Source organism: Pantoea sp. GL120224-02, assembly GCF_900215395.1.
In the GTDB taxonomy this organism is placed as follows: domain Bacteria; phylum Pseudomonadota; class Gammaproteobacteria; order Enterobacterales; family Enterobacteriaceae; genus Pantoea; species Pantoea communis.
The window spans coordinates 92,505-110,544 of sequence record NZ_OBEC01000012.1; the positions used below are offsets into that span (position 1 = coordinate 92,505).

19 protein-coding genes are annotated in these 18,040 nt (G+C 54.5%); 12 read left to right on the plus strand and 7 right to left on the minus strand.

Features of this window, described 5'->3' with window-relative positions:
* Positions 1–8 precede the first annotated feature (8 nt).
* Entirely contained in the window at positions 9–701 is a 693-nt protein-coding gene (aat, locus tag CRO33_RS20010; protein ID WP_097119335.1) for a leucyl/phenylalanyl-tRNA--protein transferase, read from the plus strand.
* A gap of 349 nt (positions 702–1,050) precedes the next feature.
* Positions 1,051–1,269, plus strand: a complete 219-nt coding sequence (infA, locus tag CRO33_RS20015; protein ID WP_002211347.1) for a translation initiation factor IF-1 — start codon at positions 1,051–1,053, stop codon at positions 1,267–1,269.
* Positions 1,270–1,364: 95 nt separating this feature from the next.
* On the opposite strand, the gene clpA is transcribed toward infA, so the two are convergent.
* On the minus strand, positions 1,365–3,644 hold the full coding sequence (gene clpA, locus CRO33_RS20020; RefSeq protein ID WP_034820660.1) for an ATP-dependent Clp protease ATP-binding subunit ClpA: 2,280 nt from the start codon (positions 3,642–3,644) through the stop codon (positions 1,365–1,367).
* Between the two features lie 55 nt (positions 3,645–3,699).
* Positions 3,700–4,020 (minus strand): ATP-dependent Clp protease adapter ClpS, encoded by a 321-nt coding sequence (gene clpS, locus CRO33_RS20025; protein ID WP_034820663.1) that lies wholly within the window; start codon positions 4,018–4,020, stop codon positions 3,700–3,702.
* A gap of 322 nt (positions 4,021–4,342) precedes the next feature.
* Between clpS and cspD the strand changes: the two genes are divergently transcribed.
* Positions 4,343–4,564, plus strand: a complete 222-nt coding sequence (gene cspD / locus CRO33_RS20030) for a cold shock-like protein CspD (protein WP_038647847.1) — start codon at positions 4,343–4,345, stop codon at positions 4,562–4,564.
* An 89-nt stretch (positions 4,565–4,653) separates the two neighbouring features.
* Here cspD and CRO33_RS20035 read toward each other — a convergent pair whose 3' ends face one another.
* Positions 4,654–6,294 (minus strand): ATP-dependent nuclease, encoded by a 1,641-nt coding sequence (locus CRO33_RS20035; protein WP_097119336.1) that lies wholly within the window; start codon positions 6,292–6,294, stop codon positions 4,654–4,656.
* 135 nt (positions 6,295–6,429) lie between these two features.
* Between CRO33_RS20035 and CRO33_RS20040 the strand changes: the two genes are divergently transcribed.
* The 3 genes from CRO33_RS20040 to ltaE all read left to right on the plus strand — a co-directional run bounded on the left by CRO33_RS20040 (position 6,430) and on the right by ltaE (position 10,226).
* Positions 6,430–7,326 carry a lysine exporter LysO family protein gene (locus tag CRO33_RS20040; protein WP_097119337.1) on the plus strand — a complete coding sequence of 299 codons (897 nt, stop codon included), beginning with the start codon at positions 6,430–6,432 and terminating at the stop codon, positions 7,324–7,326.
* A 110-nt stretch (positions 7,327–7,436) separates the two neighbouring features.
* Positions 7,437–9,158 carry a ubiquinone-dependent pyruvate dehydrogenase gene (gene poxB, locus CRO33_RS20045; RefSeq protein WP_097119338.1) on the plus strand — a complete coding sequence of 574 codons (1,722 nt, stop codon included), beginning with the start codon at positions 7,437–7,439 and terminating at the stop codon, positions 9,156–9,158.
* Positions 9,159–9,227: 69 nt separating this feature from the next.
* Positions 9,228–10,226: a low-specificity L-threonine aldolase gene (ltaE, locus tag CRO33_RS20050; RefSeq protein ID WP_097119339.1), complete on the plus strand. Its 999-nt coding sequence runs from the start codon at positions 9,228–9,230 to the stop codon at positions 10,224–10,226.
* 229 nt (positions 10,227–10,455) lie between these two features.
* Here ltaE and CRO33_RS20055 read toward each other — a convergent pair whose 3' ends face one another.
* Both CRO33_RS20055 and CRO33_RS20060 read right to left on the minus strand, forming a co-directional pair.
* Positions 10,456–11,280, minus strand: a complete 825-nt coding sequence (locus CRO33_RS20055; RefSeq protein ID WP_097119340.1) for an N-acetylmuramoyl-L-alanine amidase — start codon at positions 11,278–11,280, stop codon at positions 10,456–10,458.
* Positions 11,280–11,600 carry a heavy metal-binding domain-containing protein gene (locus CRO33_RS20060; RefSeq protein WP_038647859.1) on the minus strand — a complete coding sequence of 107 codons (321 nt, stop codon included), beginning with the start codon at positions 11,598–11,600 and terminating at the stop codon, positions 11,280–11,282. The genes CRO33_RS20055 and CRO33_RS20060 overlap by 1 nt, the downstream gene beginning before the upstream one ends.
* A 97-nt stretch (positions 11,601–11,697) precedes the next feature.
* Between CRO33_RS20060 and CRO33_RS20065 the strand changes: the two genes are divergently transcribed.
* From CRO33_RS20065 to artJ (CRO33_RS20090), 6 genes are all read left to right on the plus strand, one after another.
* Positions 11,698–12,237 carry a lipoprotein gene (locus tag CRO33_RS20065; RefSeq protein WP_097119341.1) on the plus strand — a complete coding sequence of 180 codons (540 nt, stop codon included), beginning with the start codon at positions 11,698–11,700 and terminating at the stop codon, positions 12,235–12,237.
* A gap of 239 nt (positions 12,238–12,476) precedes the next feature.
* Positions 12,477–13,205 (plus strand): arginine ABC transporter ATP-binding protein ArtP, encoded by a 729-nt coding sequence (artP, locus tag CRO33_RS20070; RefSeq protein ID WP_097119342.1) that lies wholly within the window; start codon positions 12,477–12,479, stop codon positions 13,203–13,205.
* 15 nt (positions 13,206–13,220) lie between these two features.
* Complete coding sequence (gene artJ / locus CRO33_RS20075; RefSeq protein WP_034820697.1) at positions 13,221–13,952, plus strand: arginine ABC transporter substrate-binding protein; 732 nt, start codon at positions 13,221–13,223, stop codon at positions 13,950–13,952.
* 6 nt (positions 13,953–13,958) lie between these two features.
* A complete protein-coding gene (gene artQ, locus CRO33_RS20080; RefSeq protein ID WP_097119343.1) occupies positions 13,959–14,672 on the plus strand; it encodes an arginine ABC transporter permease ArtQ in 714 nt (237 codons plus the stop codon).
* 3 nt (positions 14,673–14,675) lie between these two features.
* On the plus strand, positions 14,676–15,344 hold the full coding sequence (artM, locus tag CRO33_RS20085) for an arginine ABC transporter permease ArtM (protein ID WP_097119344.1): 669 nt from the start codon (positions 14,676–14,678) through the stop codon (positions 15,342–15,344).
* A gap of 186 nt (positions 15,345–15,530) precedes the next feature.
* On the plus strand, positions 15,531–16,262 hold the full coding sequence (artJ, locus tag CRO33_RS20090) for an arginine ABC transporter substrate-binding protein (RefSeq protein WP_097119345.1): 732 nt from the start codon (positions 15,531–15,533) through the stop codon (positions 16,260–16,262).
* Between the two features lie 63 nt (positions 16,263–16,325).
* On the opposite strand, the gene rlmC is transcribed toward artJ (CRO33_RS20090), so the two are convergent.
* Both rlmC and CRO33_RS20100 read right to left on the minus strand, forming a co-directional pair.
* Positions 16,326–17,462, minus strand: a complete 1,137-nt coding sequence (rlmC, locus tag CRO33_RS20095) for a 23S rRNA (uracil(747)-C(5))-methyltransferase RlmC (protein ID WP_097119346.1) — start codon at positions 17,460–17,462, stop codon at positions 16,326–16,328.
* 48 nt (positions 17,463–17,510) lie between these two features.
* Complete coding sequence (locus CRO33_RS20100; RefSeq protein ID WP_097119347.1) at positions 17,511–17,975, minus strand: YbjO family protein; 465 nt, start codon at positions 17,973–17,975, stop codon at positions 17,511–17,513.
* Between the last annotated feature and the right edge of the window lie 65 nt (positions 17,976–18,040).

Sequence of the window (18,040 nt, forward strand, 5' to 3'; positions counted from 1 at the left end):
TTGACGCAATGAGACTGGTACAACTTTCACGGGATTCATTAAATTTTCCTCCGCCGGAGATGGCGCTGCGCGAGCCGAATGGATTATTGGCGATGGGCGGCGACCTCTCCCCTGCCCGACTGATGAACGCCTATCAGCGCGGCATTTTCCCCTGGTTTTCGCCCGGCGATCCGATTCTATGGTGGTCGCCCGATCCGCGTGCCGTGATGCTTCCTGAATCTTTTCATCTCAGCCGCAGCATGGCGCGTTTTCATCGCCGTTCACCTTTTCGCGTTACCATGAATCATGCTTTCCCGCAGGTACTGGAAGGCTGTGCCAGCGGCAGACAAGAAGGCACCTGGATTACCTTTGAGGTGAAACGCGCCTGGCTGCGTTTGTACGAGCTGGGTCACGCGCATTCGATTGAAGTCTGGAATGATAATCGGCTGGTAGGCGGCATGTATGGTCTGGCGCTTGGGCAGATTTTTTGTGGCGAGTCGATGTTTAGCCGCCAGGAAAATGCGTCAAAAACTGCGCTGTGGGTGTTCTCTCAGCATTTTCTCGCTCATCAGGGACGCTTGATTGATTGCCAGGTGCTTAACCCACATACGGCTTCGTTGGGCGCCGTTGAAATCCCGCGTGTCGATTATTTACAGTACGTGCAAACACTGGCGTGGCAGCCTGTTTTAAGCGGTTGCTGGCAAACACAAACCCTTTTTTGACCCTGCTCGCAGATGTTTTGCACACAATTCCCGACAAAAGTGATACAATAAGCGAGTTTGGTATGTCGTCCGCGCTTCGCTGTGGCGAGCCGGAATTGCCAGGTTGGGAATCTCATCCATTTCCCGAAGCTGTTACCGTTGTGCACTTGATGCCAATTGCGACAACTTCTTAGCCCGCTAATCCCCCGCAGACGTCAATAAAAACACCCGAATTTTTCCGTAATGCACGCGCAATGGCGCGACGCACGGCGAAGCGTTGGCAAAATCGCCAACGGTTCTTTACATAAATCATGGAATTCGGCATTATCTTGCCGGTTCAACAGTTTGGTAGTTCACCCCAGAGGATTCGATGGCCAAAGAAGACAATATTGAAATGCAAGGTACCGTACTGGATACGTTACCTAACACCATGTTCCGCGTAGAACTTGAAAACGGGCACGTGGTTACCGCTCATATCTCCGGTAAAATGCGCAAAAACTACATCCGCATCCTGACGGGCGACAAAGTGACTGTCGAGTTGACCCCGTACGACCTGAGCAAAGGCCGCATTGTCTTCCGTAGTCGCTAAGTTGTTGTCCACATCTCGCGTTTGTGGCAATTAACTGAGCGCGAAAAAAAAGGCCGGATTTTCATCCGGCCTTTTCTTATCTGCAACTCAGCACATCAGTGCACAGTCCCTTCGGTTTTCCGTTTTTCCGCACTCAGGAAATGGTAGGTCAGCTGGTTTTTTTCTTTATCCAGCGCCACCGAGACTGAACCGCCATCCACTAATGAACCAAACAGCAGTTCGTTAGCCAGTGGTTTCTTCAGATTCTCCTGCACGGCACGTGCCATTGGACGGGCACCCATCGCTTTGTCGTAACCTTTATCCGCGAGCCAGTCACGAGCATCATCACTGACTTCCAGCGAGACGCCTTTTGCATCCAGTTGCGCTTGCAACTCGACGATGAACTTATCCACCACCTGATGGATCACCGCGGTATCCAGATGACGGAACCAGATAATGTTATCCAGACGGTTACGGAACTCAGGCGTAAAGATCTTTTTGATCTCTTCCATCGCGTCGGTGCTGTTGTCCTGCTGAATCAAACCAATCGACTTACGCTCAGTTTCGCGAACACCGGCGTTGGTGGTCATCACCAGCACCACATTGCGGAAGTCCGCTTTGCGGCCGTTGTTATCGGTCAGCATGCCGTTATCCATCACCTGCAGCAGCAGGTTAAAGACATCCGGGTGCGCTTTCTCGATTTCATCCAGCAGCACCACCGCATGCGGATGCTTAATCACCGCATCGGTGAGCAAACCACCCTGATCGAAACCAACATATCCCGGAGGTGCACCGATCAAACGGCTAACGGTGTGGCGCTCCATATACTCGGACATATCGAAACGCAGCAGCTCAATCCCCAGGGCCTTCGCCAACTGAACCGTCACTTCGGTTTTACCGACGCCGGTTGGCCCAGCAAACAAAAATGACCCCACGGGTTTGCGATCCTGACCGAGACCGGCACGGCTCATCTTGATAGCTTCAGTCAGTGCTTCAATCGCGTTATCCTGGCCAAACACCAGCATTTTCAGACGATCGCCGAGATTTTTCAGCGTGTCGCGATCGGTGGCTGACACACTTTGCTCTGGGATACGCGCAATACGTGCCACCACAGATTCAATATCCGACACGTTGACCGTTTTCTTACGCTTACTCACCGGCACCAGACGCGCACGCGCACCTGCTTCATCTATCACGTCAATCGCCTTATCCGGCAGATGACGATCGTTGATGTATTTCACCGCCAGTTCCACGGCTGCACGCACTGCCTTCGCGGTATAACGCACATCATGGTGAGCTTCATACTTCGGTTTCAGTCCGTTAAGAATCTGCACGGTTTCTTCGACAGAAGGTTCGGTAATGTCGATCTTCTGGAAACGACGCGCCAGCGCACGATCCTTCTCAAAGATGTTGCTGAACTCCTGATAGGTGGTTGAACCCATCACGCGGATTTTCCCGCTGGAGAGCAACGGTTTGATCAGGTTAGCGGCATCCACCTGTCCACCGGACGCGGCACCCGCACCGATAATGGTGTGAATTTCATCGATAAACAGGATGCTACTGGTATCTTGTTCCAGCTGTTTGAGCAGCGCTTTGAAACGTTTTTCAAAATCACCACGGTACTTGGTACCCGCAAGCAGCGAACCGATATCCAGCGAGTAGATGGTGCAATCTTTCATCACTTCCGGAACATCGCCCTGCACAATGCGCCAGGCCAGCCCTTCCGCAATCGCGGTTTTACCCACGCCAGATTCACCCACCAGCAGCGGGTTATTCTTACGGCGACGGCACAATACCTGAATGGCACGCTCCAGCTCTTTATCGCGGCCGATCAGCGGGTCGATTCCGCCGACACGAGCAAGCTGATTAAGATTGGTGGTGAAGTTTTCCATACGTTCCTCCCCGCCTGCTTGCTCTTCGTTAACCGGATTCTCCGCATTGTTCTGCGGCTGGCCCGGCTCATCTTTACGCGTACCATGGGAGATGAAGTTCACCACATCGAGGCGGCTGACTTCGTGTTTGCGCAGCAGGTAAGCCGCTTGAGACTCCTGCTCGCTGAAAATGGCGACCAGCACGTTCGCGCCTGCCACTTCGCTGCGACCGGATGACTGGACATGGAATACCGCACGTTGCAACACGCGCTGGAAGCTGAGCGTTGGTTGAGTATCACGCTCCTCTTCACTGGCTGGCAGCACCGGCGTGGTTTGTTCGATGAAGGCTTCGAGTTCCTGTCGCAGAGCCACGATATCCACCGTACAGGCTTCCAGTGCCTCTCTGGCCGACGGGTTGCTAAGCAATGCCAGCAACAGATGCTCGACGGTCATAAATTCATGACGGTGCTCGCGCGCTCTGGCGAAAGCCATGTTTAAACTGAGTTCCAGTTCTTGATTGAGCATTTGGCACCTCCCCCAATTATCGCTCTGACGACCTTTCCCCTATATGGAGACGGGCTCAGGCTTTTTCCAGCGTACACAGCAACGGATGTTCATTCTCTCGTGCGTAATTGTTCACCTGGGCGACTTTGGTTTCCGCCACTTCTGCAGTGAATACACCACAAATCGCCTTTCCGTGGTAGTGAACTTTCAACATCAGTTGCGTTGCACGTTCAACATCATAAGAAAAGAACTTTTGCAGAACGTCAATAACAAATTCCATAGGTGTATAATCGTCATTATTCAGAATGACTTTATACATTGAAGGCGGCTTTAACCCTTCGCGTACTTTATCTTCGGCTAGATGTTCAAAATTAAGCCAGTCGTTTGTGTTTGCCATAATGTTCCGTCGAAATTCTGCGTTACGATTGCGCGCATTTCTGCGCCCATTCCTAAGTTTAACATGTCTGTCAAGCCACCTTTCCCTTAAGAAAAAACGGCCCTAAAAGCCCATGCGCGACCTGTATCACAAAATTTGCAATAGCGTTAACTGCCTCAAATTTTGATGAATTTCTCCCCGTGCGCCAGGGCCGTTTGCTTGACGATAAGGACCGTTTCTCTACATTCTACTTACACAAGCTGATTGAGTTTTAAACAAACTCGACTCACAGCTTCAATGACCTCACCTACTGTTCAAAATGTCTTGCGAGGGAAGTAAAAGCATGGAGACGGGTACTGTTAAATGGTTCAACAACGCCAAGGGCTTCGGCTTTATCTGTCCGATTGGCGGCGGCGACGATATCTTCGCACACTACTCCACGATTCAGATGGAGGGATACAGAACGCTGAAGGCCGGCCAGCAGGTTCAGTTCGATGTCCATGAAGGGCCAAAAGGCAATCACGCCAGCTTGATTGTGCCCTGTGAAGTCACGCAAGTCGCCTGACGCGCGCCTCTTCATTCATTCTGACCACTCCCGAAAAAAAATGCCAGCCGCAGACGCTGGCATTTTTCTTTTGCGGATTTTCCCGCCCCTCAATCTGCACGTCCGCGAGCTAACCACATCACGCGAGCAAAAAGCTGATCCAGTAACGAGGGAATCGCCTGCGGCCCACGCTCTGCCGCCGCCATGGCTACCGCAATCGCCAATTCGGGTTTTGAGCTGTGATGAATCGCTTTAGTAATAATACGCCGCGCATTCATCGGCACGTTTAACGGCAGGTGCGCCATGTCGTGATAAACGTCGCTGAACCCCTGCTTATAGAGAAAATGTTCTATATCCGGAGCCGGGAACTGCGTCAGATGATCGTCTTGCTGCTCATGCTCCTGCAGTTGGCTCCGTGCGCTGGCTGCATACTTATTGCCCGCTTCGTCGCCGTCAGTCAATACATGCCAGGCAATGCCCATGCGTCTGGCAAACTTCAACAGCGGCTTAAGACCAGACTGCGCAAATTCGATGACTTTGACCCCTTCGGCCGCAAAATGGTAACCGCGCTGCCGTGCCAGTTCATTGATGATCCACACTTCCGTCTCCCCCTCCACCAGCAACCAGCAGCGGGCAAAGAGTGCCGAGGGGCGATTCACGCGGATATGAAAGCCAATACGGCGGCTCTCCTCAGCGCTCAATCCTTCAGGACCAATCCGCCATGCCGCAACGCGTGTAGGTTCACGCACCAGGCGACAAATATTCTCTAACGGCACCTGAGATAACAGCTCCCCCGAATTGGTGGTGGTGATTTTTTGCAGCGGCATTAAATCCAGCAGATTCCACGCCACTGACAGCATAATTGGATGCAGTCGCGTTTCCGGATCCTCCACCAGCAACAATGGATGAGCGCCCGGCGGCAGCGCTTCATTGCCGTGCGCCTGAATCAGTAAAGAGAACATGCGCAATAAAATGACCTGCCGACTGCGTGATTCCGTTCCCGCAATCAGGTGGTTAAGCTTGTCAAGTGAACGCCAGCCTTGCGAACCATCGCGTAATTCAGGTGCGACACGCGCCGCGCTGACCCCCGGTTGCTGCACAAGGAAGTAGTGCTCCAGCAATTGCTGCATGGTGTGCAAGCCCTGACGCAGTAAATCGTCGCTCAGATTCTGCGGCTGCACCACCAAATCCCGGGTTAATTTCTCGACTTCCTGTGACAATTCACTCAGCGTCGTGGCCCGGCGGTCCGCATCGGTGCTGCTGTGCCGTCCACGCCGGCCAAAGCGCGCATCGCGTAGTCTGAGCACGGGATAGAAGGCACGCAGATGGGCCAGCGCCGCCTCAGTGCCTTCCATCGCCAGCACATCGCCATTTTGGTCGATGAAGCGCCAGGTGGTTTTCACACCATGCTCGTTGCGGCGCGCACGGGTGCTGAAGCGGATAAAACGCCCGTTTTCATCGCGCTGCCAGAAAGGCTGGAACACCGCTTCATCATCGCCCGCTTCTGCTCGAAAGCGAAACACCAGTTGCAGCTGGCGCAGGCGTGCTTCCAGATCGCCCGGTGGGAAGTGAAAATCATGTTCGGTAAACTGATAAGGTTCAGCCGCAGGCGCCAGTAATAACGTCAGCGCATCCAGCAAGCTGGATTTACCCCAGGCATTTTCACCAATCAGCAGATTGGTATCAGTAAGCGGCAACGACAGCCGATTGATGCCACGAAAACCGCGAATATCGATATGTTCCAGAAACATCATGCTATCCCTTGAGTGCTTTGCCTGAGCATGGTTCGCCTCGTTAAGTTGGTCAAGTTAATGCACGGGTAAAAGGTTTACACTTCAACTGTTTTCCGTTAGCTTGCGGCCCTCTCCCACGGATGGAAACGCGCTATGTATGGCTTGATCATCATTCTGCTGCCACTGATTGCTGGCTATTTACTGCATGTGACCCGTGCCAATCTGCTGCGCGGCGTCGCCCGCATGCTGAGCGCACTGGTGTACATCATCCTGTTTTTTATGGGCACCAGTCTCGCTTTCCTCGATAACCTCAGCAGTAATCTGCTCACCATTTTTCATACCGCGTTGATCAGTATGCTGTGCATTATCGCCTGTTCTCTGCTGGCTTTCTGGCTACTGGAGAAGCGCGTGCCGTGGCATCACCCGCACAAGCAGCAAGCCCTGCCTTCACGTCTGCACATGGCGCTGGAATCCCTCAAGCTGTGCGGCTCGGTACTGGGCGGATTCCTGTTGGGATTAAGCCAGTGGTCAGTTCTGCGCCACGCATCAACCATCAGTGAATATGCCCTGATGCTGATGTTGTTCCTGGTCGGCATTCAACTGCGCAGCAGCGGCATGACCTTGCGTCAAATTACGCTCAATCGTCGCGGCATGCTGGTAGCCGCGGTGTCGCTGTGCAGCGCCTTAATCGGCGGAATGCTGGCCGCATTATGGCTCGATTTGCCAATCAAAACCGGCCTGGCGCTTGCCAGTGGCTTCGGCTGGTACTCGCTGTCCGGTATTCTGATGACCGAATCCTTCGGCCCGGTGATTGGCAGCGCGGCCTTCTTTAACGACCTGCTGCGTGAGCTGATCACCATCATGTTAATTCCGCTACTGATCAGCCGTCAGCGCAGCATGACGCTGGGATTGAGTGGTGCCACCTCAATGGATTTCACCCTGCCGATTCTGCAACGCACTGGCGGCATGGAGATTGTTCCAGCGGCGATCGTGCACGGTTTTATCATGAGCTTATTAGCGCCGATTCTTATCGCGTTGTTCTCAGCCTGACCGCAGAGCGCATTTTTTCACGGCTGCGCGTCGTCTCCATCGTCTACGCTTTCTGACTGACACGTTTCCGCCATCGGGATGGATGGCAAAACACCAGAAAGGAGCGAATGATGAAGCAAACTGTGGCAGCACTGTTGGCCAAAACCCTGGAAAATGCGGGCGTAAAGCGCATTTGGGGCGTGACGGGCGATTCGCTCAACGGGCTGAGCGACAGCCTCAACCGCATGGGAACCATCGAATGGATGCCCACGCGCCATGAAGAAGTGGCGGCTTTTGCTGCCGGCGCTGAGGCTCAAATCAGCGGCGAGCTGGCGGTATGTGCCGGTTCCTGTGGCCCCGGAAACCTCCATCTGATTAACGGACTGTTCGATTGTCATCGCAACCACGTTCCGGTACTGGCGATCGCCGCACATATCCCTTCCAGCGAAATCGGCAGCGGCTATTTTCAGGAGACGCATCCGCAGGAGCTATTCCGCGAATGCAGCCATTACTGCGAATTAGTCTCTAACCCAGAGCAGTTGCCGCAAGTGTTGGGGATTGCGATGCGCAAAGCCATCCTTAATCGTGGTGTATCCGTGATTGTCATTCCCGGCGATGTGGCGTTGAAACCGGCACCGGAAGGCGCACGCAGTGAATGGTATCCACCGCAGTTGCCACATATTGTGCCCAACGCCAGCGAGATTGCCCGCCTGGCTGAAACGCTGAACGACGCAGAAAATATTACCTTGATGTGCGGCAGCGGCTGTGCTGGCGCGCATGCAGAAGTGGTGAAGCTGGCAGAAACGCTGAAAGCGCCCGTGGTGCATGCCATGCGCGGAAAAGAGCACATCGAGTACGATAATCCTTACGACGTCGGCATGACCGGCTTAATCGGCTTCTCATCCGGTTATCACGCCATGATGAACGCCGACACGCTGGTGCTGCTGGGCACACAGTTCCCTTATCGCCCGTTTTATCCGGCTGATGCCAATATCATCCAGATTGATATCAATCCCGCCAGCCTTGGCGCACACAGCCATGTCAATATGGCGCTGATTGGGGATATCAAAGCCACATTGCAGGCGCTGCAGCCGCAGCTCAACAGCAAAAACGATCGTCATCATCTCGACAGCGCGTTGGAACACTATGTGGATGCGCGAAAAGGTCTGGATGAGCTGGCCACCGCCAATGATAAACAGGCGATTCATCCGCAATATCTGGCGCAGCAAATCAGCCATTACGCGGCTGAAGATGCCATTTTCACCTGTGATGTCGGCACGCCCACCGTTTGGGCCGCACGTTACCTGAAGATGAATGGCAAGCGCCGTTTGCTGGGATCGTTCAACCACGGTTCGATGGCTAACGCGATGCCACAGGCGCTCGGCGCTCAGGCAATCGATAAGCAGCGTCAGGTCGTGGCGCTGTGCGGTGATGGCGGCTTCAGTATGTTGATGGGCGACTTTATTTCGGTGGCACAACTGAAACTGCCGGTGAAGCTGGTGATCTTCAATAACAGCGTGCTGGGCTTCGTGGCGATGGAGATGAAAGCCGGTGGTTACCTTACCGACGGCACCGATCTGGAGAACCCGGATTTTGCCGCCATTGCCACCGCCTGCGGCATTAAAGGCATTCGCGTCGAGAAAGCCTCTGAACTCAACAGCGCGCTGGAACAGGCGTTTGCGCATGATGGCCCGGTACTGATCGATGCGATCACCGCTAAGGAAGAGCTGTCGATGCCGCCGCAGATCAAAGCCGAGCAGGCCAAAGGATTCAGCCTGTACATGCTGCGCGCGATTCTGAATGGACGGGGTGATGAGATTGTTGAACTGGCGAAAACCAACTGGCTGAGGTAAAACGGATAACCAGGCCAGATAACTCACAACGCGGGCGCTCAGCCCGCTTTTTTGTTTCAGGAGAGCGATGTGATCGATTTACGCAGTGATACCGTAACCCGCCCAAGTGCCGCCATGCTGGATGCGATGATGGCCGCCGAAACTGGCGATGATGTCTATCGTGACGATCCCACCGTCAATGCGCTGGAAATCGAGGCCGCCCGCCTGAGTGGCAAAGCCGCAGCGCTGTTCTTCCCGACCGGCACGCAAGCCAACCTGGTGGCGCTGCTGTGTCACTGCCAGCGCGGCGATGAATATATCGTCGGTCAACAGGCACATAACTACAAATACGAAGCGGGTGGCGCGGCGGTACTGGGCAGTATTCAGCCACAACCGATCTCGCACGCCGAGGATGGGTCGCTGCCGCTGGCGGATATCGTTGCCGCTATCAAACCCGATGATATCCACTTTGCGCGCACGCGCCTGCTGAGCCTGGAAAACACCCATCACGGCAAAGTGCTGTCGCAGAGCTATCTGGAACAAGCGTGGAAGTTAACGCGCGAACACAAACTGGCGCTGCACATTGATGGTGCCCGTATCTTCAACGCCGTGGTGGCGCAAAATGTTGAGCTAAAGGATATCGCGCGTTATTGCGACACGCTGACCATCTGCCTGTCCAAAGGACTCGGCACCCCGGTGGGTTCACTGCTGTGCGGTGATGAAGCCTACATTGAGCAGGCGCGTCGCTGGCGTAAGATGACCGGCGGCGGCATGCGTCAGGCGGGCATCCTGGCGGCGGCGGGTCTGTACGCGCTGAAGCACAACGTGGCGCGCCTGAAAGAAGATCACGACAATGCCGCGTGGCTGGCTGAACAGCTCAGCGCCATAGGGGTTGAGGTACTGAATCAGCACACCAACATGTTGTTTGTGAAAGTACCGGCGGATCAGGTTGACGCACTGAAAAGCTGGATGCACTCCGGCGATGTGCTGATGAGCGTGGGTCCGGTCACGCGCATTGCCACCCACCTCGATGTCAGCCGCCAGGATTTACAACGTCTGGTTGCGCACTGGCAGGCGTTTTTAGCGTAACAGGCCGCAAAGTGTCTTGCAGGGACGGCTTTCGGGCCGTCCACAAGCTCACCAACGCGAGGCCCTGTTTCAGCCGCACCGTATTTCACCAGCAGCGCCCGAGCTATCGCCAGCGTTTCCGCATCGGCGATGCCATACACCGTCTCTTCACTGCGCTGCGCCGTATTTCGCCAATAGCGCCCGAGCTATCGCCAGCGTTTATGCATCGGCGGTGTCATACACCCTCTCTTCACTGTGCTGCACCGTATTTCGCCAGCAGCGCCCGAGCTATCGCCAGCGTTTCCGCATCGGCGATGCCTCGATAATCCCGCGCACGGAAGTGCATCTGAAACGCCGCAATCAGCTTACGCTGCATTGTCGGGGTATTCGCTGAATTGACGTCATAACCATAGCGCTGCAGCACATCCAGCAGTTCGGCCTGATCGATGGGCGCATCCGCTGCGAGCCCATTGAGATAGCGCTGCACGGTGGCGCGATCGGGCCATGCGCCCAGCCCCTGCTCCGCCAACTGCTGCCACGGGAACAACGGGCCAGGATCCTGTTTCCGCTGCGGCGCGATATCGCTGTGCCCCACCAGATTTTCAGGTGTGATGGCATAACGCTGCGTAATATCCTTCACCAGCGCCACCAACACGCTGATTTGCGCAGGCGTAAAAGGCTGCCACTTCACTCCGGTTAATGTCCGCGTGTAGCCACGATTGACGATCTCAATGCCAATCGAGGTGTCATTGATACGGGTCGCACCGCGCCAGAAACTCGGCCCGGCATGCCACGCCAGTTCGCGCTCCGGCACCAGTTGCCAGATGACGCCCTGGCCGCCTTTTTGCGCCGGCTGCTGCGGGATCAAATAGTGGGCACTGACTTCACGATCGGTGAGCGTGGCCAGCGAGGATGGCAGATCTTCGGCGGTATAATGGATCACCACCACTTTAATGCGTGGCCGCGCACCCTGCGCCGGATGCGCGGTATCGACCCAGTAGCCGTTGCGCGGCTCAACAGACGACTGACAGGCACTCAGTAAAAACGCCAGCGCCAACAGAACAGCAAAACGCATCAGCGAATAATCACTGCGGTACCGGTCACACTGACCATCAGCATGCTGCTGTCTTTGCCCACGGTTTCATAATCGATATCAATGCCGACGACCGCATTCGCGCCCAGCGCCTTTGCCTGCTCTTCCAGCTCTTCAAACGCGATCTGTCGCGCTTTGCGCAGCTCTTTTTCATAAGCACCGGAACGACCACCGACGATATCGCGAATCCCGGCAAAGAAGTCACGGAAAATGTTGGCCCCGAGAATCGCTTCACCGGTAACCACACCGCAATATTCACTGATGCTGTGCCCTTCTAAGGTGGGCGTGGTGGAAAATTTCATTTTTCTCTCCTGAGGTGAACAGCTCGTACGGCGTAAAAGCAAGACTATACTCTATGCTAAAAATGACGCTTTGCCAGTGAACAATAAGGAAATCGAGATGAGAAACAATGCCTTTGCGCTGCTTGTTCCCGCTGCGTTACTGCTCAGTGCCTGTACCACCGTTGAACCAGTGATCAAGGATAACGGACCGCGCACTGCCAGCTGTGCCGACGGTGGCCCAGATAGCGTCGCGCAGCAGTTTTACGATTTGCGCATCAGCCAGCCCGGCCAGGGTCTGCCCGATAGCACCGCACTGGCGAAATATCGCCCTTACCTGAGCGATCGCCTGTATCAGAAACTGCTGAGCGCCAGCACGCAGAGCAGCAAACCTGCCTCATGGAGCCAGGGCGATCTGTTCTCCAGCCTCGCGCAGGGTCCAACATCCGCCGATGTTGCCAGCGCCTCAACCATTCCTAATCGCGATGCACGTAACATCCCACTGCGAGTCGATTTGAGCCGTGATGGCAAAAGCTGGCATGACGAGGTATTGATGATTCACGAAGGAACCTGCTGGGCGGTGGATGATATTCGTTACGTCGGTGACTGGCCGCACGCAGGCGGCGGATCGCTCAGCCAGCTGCTGGAAGAGAAGAAATAGCTGTTCAATTTTACAGCACTCAGTTCTAAACATAAGCGCGCCGCATCTTTGCGGCGTTTTTTGTTAATTTTTCATCAATAAATTGCAGCCAGCGAGCCCTTCCAGGCGTTGACCTGCGCAATATTGTGCTACGCTTTTGGGACTTCACTGCTGTTTAATAAATTTTAACCCACCACAATTGCATAACTATTCTGGTGACGTTAAGATTCGCGGCACTAATTACTATTCATTTTTTGCGCATGGGTATTCAACTAAACGCCATAAACTGTTTTTACGGTGCCCATCAGGCACTGTTCGATATCAACCTGGCTTGTCCGCAGGGAGAGACGCTGGTGTTGCTCGGGCCGAGTGGCGCGGGTAAAAGTTCGCTCCTGCGCGTCCTCAATCTGCTGGAGCAGCCGCGTTCAGGCAGCCTGCAGATTGCCGGGAATCACTTCGACTTCAGCAAAGCGCCGTCAGACAGCGCAATCCGTGAACTGCGCCAAAACGTGGGCATGGTGTTCCAGCAATACAATCTGTGGCCTCACCTCACCGTGGTGCAGAATCTGATTGAAGCACCGTGCCGCGTGCTCGGCCTCAGCAAAGACGCCGCGCGTGCGCGTGCCGACAAACTGCTGGAACGTCTGCGTCTGACCCCCTTTGCCGATCGTTTTCCATTGCATCTTTCTGGTGGCCAGCAACAACGTGTGGCGATTGCCCGAGCGTTGATGATGGAGCCGCAGGTGCTGTTGTTCGACGAACCCACCGCCGCGCTCGACCCTGAAATCACCGCGCAGATCGTCAGCATCATTCGTGAGCTGGCACAAACGCAGATCACCCAGGTGATTGTAACCCACGAAGTCGAGGTGGCGCGCAAAACCGCCAGCCGCGTGGTGTACATGGAGAACGGCCATATCGTTGAGCAAGGCGATGCCAGCCACTTTACACAGCCGCAAACCGAAGCGTTTGCACATTATCTTTCGCACTAAGTCAGGATGCATCTAATGAAAAAAGTCGTACTTGCTGCACTGCTTGCCGGTCTGAGCCTCAGCGCTTCTGCTGCGCAGACCCTGCGTTTCGCCACTGAAGCTTCATATCCTCCATTTGAATTTGTGGATTCTGACAACAAAATTCAGGGCTTCGATGTCGATCTGGCCAATGCGCTGTGTAAAGAGATTGATGCGACCTGTACCTTCACCAACCAGGCATTTGACAGCCTGATCCCCAGCCTGAAGTTCCGTCGTTTTGACGCCGTGATGGCGGGTATGGATATCACCCCAGAGCGTGAAAAGCAGGTGCTGTTCTCCAAGCCTTACTACGATAATTCCGCGATCTTTATTGCCCAGAAAGGCAAGCTGGCGAATGTGGATGCGCTGAAAGGTAAACGCGTTGGCGTTCAGAACGGCACCACGCACCAGAAATACCTGTCTGATAAACACAACGACATCACGGTTGTGCCTTATGACAGCTACCAGAACGCGGTTCTGGACCTGAAAAATGGCCGTATTGATGCGGTATTCGGTGACACCGCCGTGGTGAACGAATGGCTGAAACAGAATGCCAACCTCGCACCACTGGGTGAGAAAGTGACCGATAAAGATTACTTCGGTACCGGTCTGGGTATCGCCGTCCGTCAGGGCAACACTGAGCTGCAGGGCAAATTCAACACCGCTCTGGAGAAGATCAAAGCTGACGGCACTTACAAAACCATCTACAACAAATGGTTCCAGCAGTAATCTTTGATGAATGAAATGATTCCACTCGCAAGCGCCGCCGGCATGACCGTCGGGCTTGCTGTTTGTGCACTGATCGCCGGCCTTGTGCTGGCGATGATTTTTGCTGGCTGGGAAACCGTCCGCTGGAAACCGCTGGCGTGGATCGGTACCGGGCTGGTGACACTGATCCGTGGCCTGCCGGAAATTCTGGTGGTGCTGTTTGTCTACTTTGGTGCCTCACAGCTGCTACTGACCTTATCCGATGGCTTCCATATCAATCTGGGCTTGTTTAGCATTCCCGTGCAGGTTCAGATTGAAAACTTCGACGTCAGCCCTTTCCTGTGCGGCGTCATTGCCCTGGCAATGCTTTACTCGGCCTACGCCTCCCAAACGCTGCGTGGCGCGCTGAAAGCAGTGCCTGTCGGCCAATGGGAATCTGGCCAGGCGTTGGGTATGAAGAAATCGGCGATTTTTTTCCGCCTGATCATGCCACAAATGTGGCGTCATGCGCTGCCGGGCCTGGGCAATCAGTGGTTGGTGTTACTGAAAGATACTGCGCTGGTGTCGCTAATTAGCGTGAATGACATCATGCTGCAAACCAAAAGCATTGCCACACGCACCCAGGAACCCTTTACCTGGTATCTGGTGGCTGCGGCCGTCTACCTGATCATCACGCTGTTCAGTCAGGCGATACTGCGCCGTATTGAATCACGCACCACGCGTTTCGAGCGGGGGGCCTGACGCATGCTGGATTACTTACCCGAACTCCTGAAAGGGCTGCACACCAGCCTGACCTTAACCATTGCGTCACTGATTGCCGCGCTGGTGCTGTCGCTGCTGTGTACCATTGTACTCTCACTGAAAGTCCCGGTGCTCAACTGGCTGGTGAAAGGCTACATCACGGTGTTCACCGGCACGCCGCTGCTGGTGCAAATCTTCCTGATATATTACGGTCCCGGCCAGTTTCCCAGCATTCAGAACGTGCCGTGGTTATGGCATCTGCTATCACAGCCCTGGCTGTGCGCGCTGATTGCACTGTCGCTCAACAGTGCAGCCTATACCACTCAGCTATTTTACGGTGCAGTACGCGCCATCCCTTCGGGTCAATGGCAATCCTGCGCTGCGCTGGGGATGAACCGTAAAGACACGCTGCGTATCCTGCTGCCGTATGCGTTTAAACGCGCCCTCTCCTCTTACTCTAACGAAGTCGTTTTAGTGTTTAAGAGCACTTCACTGGCGTACACCATTACGCTAATGGAAGTGATGGGGCATGGGCAATTGCTGTATGGCCGCACTTATGACATCACGGTGTATGCTGCTGCCGGGCTGATCTATCTGGTGGTCAACGGTTTGCTCACGCTGATGATGCGTTTAATCGAAAAGCGCGCATTGGCATTCGAACACCGTAATTGAGTGTTGTAGTGGCGCGAAGTATCGCGTTTGTCTGAGGTGAAAGTGCTGCGGACAAACGCGTCATATCTCGCGCTGCTACGCCCCAATAACGCATGTAATTTTTTAATCATATTATTTGCATATAAATTCATTTACTGGCATCGTGTAACCCGTTCTATCTCTGGCATGGTTTACAGGAGTCACATAATGAAAAAATGGATTGTTGCTGCGGCGCTGGCAACACTGGCAATGAATGCTTATGCGGCGGAAAAAATCCGCTTCGCCTCTTCTGCGACCTATCCCCCGTTTGAATCCCTCGACCACGACAACCAAATCGTTGGCTTCGATATCGATCTGGCAAAAGCCTTATGCCAGCAAATGAAAGCGGATTGCACCTTTACCAATAACGCGTTTGACAGTCTGATCCCTTCGCTGAAGTTCCGTCGTTATGATGCGGTTATCTCGGGTATGGATATTACCGCCGAGCGCAGCAAACAGGTCGATTTCACTCAGCCCTACTACGCAAATTCCGCGATTGTGATTGCACATAAAGGCCAGTACACCGACTTCAGCCAACTGAAAGGCAAGCGTGTCGGCGTGGAGAATGGCACCACGCATCAGAAATACCTGCTGGAGAAACATCCTGAAGTGATCGCCGTGGCCTATGACAGCTATCAGAATGCGATTCTCGATCTGAAAAATGGTCGCCTGAACGGCGTATTTGGCGATAGTGCGGTGGTCAATCAGTGGCTAAAAGCCAATGAAGACCTCAGCCCAGTGGGTGAACATATCACCGATACCGAATACTTCGGCACCGGCTTAGGCATTGCGGTGCGTAAAGGCAATGCAGCGCTGTTAAAAGAGATGAATGACGCGCTGGTGGCGTTGAAAGCCGATGGCACCTGGCAGCAAATCAACCAGAAGTGGTTCCCGGAATAAGCATTATGGAGCCTCGTGGCGTGCCACCTGACAGGTTCTGCACGTCCTCCGTTCAGGCGGTGGCTACGTGGCTCCACCCTTCTTAATCAGTAATGTCAGCACTTCAAAATGTGCGGTGTGCGGGAACATATCAAACAGCTGGACGCGGCTCACCGCGTAATCGGCCAGACGTGCAATATCCTGCGCCATCGTGCTGGGATTGCAGCTTGAATAGAGAATGTAGTCTGGCGCCATTTCACTGAGATAAGCACACAGCTCAGCACCAATCCCGCGACGCGGCGGATTGACCAGCACCAACTGTGGCACCTGCTCACGCGATGTGGCGAACTGGGTCGAATCCAGCGCGGCGAAACTCACCTTATCGAGTCCTAACTGTTCAGCCGACTGCTGCGCACAGGCAATGGCTTCCGCACTGATCTCAATACCGGTCAGCTGCATCTCGGGCGTGGCACAGTGCAAGCCGAAACCGCCCACGCCGCAGAACAGATCCCACATGCTGGACACCGGCAGCTCCGCGACCCAATCACGCGCCGTGGCATACAAATCGGCGGCGACCTGCGGGTTAGTCTGGAAGAAACTCTGCGGGCGAATATACAGCGGCACCTGATTGAAACACTCCGCCAGCGCCTGATCCGGCGTCAACGCAATCTCTTCATCCCCTTCCAGAATCGCCATATGCACCGGCTGAATATTGGCGGATATCACTTTCAACTGCGGCAACTGCTGCTGCAGCCAGGGTAAAGCCGCGCGTAACTGCTCAAGTTTGCTGGTGGATCGCAGCACAAACCGCAGCATCATGCCACCTTGCGAACTCTCGGTCAGCAGCAAGAATTTCAGTTCACCGCGTTTTCGCGCCACGTTGTAGGGCGTTAATCCGGCGCGGGCAATAAAGGGTTTCAGCACATCGAACACCGGCGCAAAGCTGGCGGGATAGAGCGGGCAATCACACAGATCAACTGGATCGCCATCACGCGCCACCATGCCAAAAATCGGCCGCTCAACGCTGCCGCTCACCACCATTTTGGCTTTATTACGAAAACCTTGCAGTGCGGAGGTCACCGGCGGTAAATACTCGGCCACTGCGGTCTGCGACAGTAACTGCTCGAGTAGCGACTGCTTCTCGCTGAGCTGCTGCGGATAGGGTTTCTCCAGCCACTGGCACGAACGACAGCGACCGGCATCATAAAGCGCGCAATGCATGGAAAGGCCTGTATTCAGAATCGGGAGAAAAATCGGGGGCAGATTGTATCACCGGGCGCGGAAAAATGCGCGACTGCTGGCCGGCACAAACAACAGCAGTACCACCAGCGCATCCGGCACTTTCTGCATCAGCGTGTGATGTATGATCTGTGCATTAGTCTCACCGGGAATACTGAAGATTTCCGGGTAGATCCACCCAACGGACGCCATCAGCATATAACCGAGCACGATAATTTGCGCCATCACATAACCCCATCGTCCGCGATTGCTACCGCGCAACAGGGTAAAGGCACAGCGTAGTTCAAACAGAAAGATCAGCTGACTGGCGATAAAAATTAGCGTGGAATCCCACGCCTGCGCGCTACGGTGGACAAAGTTAGCCATTTCGTCGTAACCCAGTTCATTGGCCAGCATCAGCACGCTGAGACAGCGCGTGGCAATAATGGCGATCCCCGCCACCATCACCGGTGCAGGCGTAGAATTTGCCATCGCGTTTTTGAGGGTTTCCGACATGGTTTGACTCCGTAACCATAAAAAAACGGGCCATTAAACCGGCCCGTTCTTATATTGGCAAATGT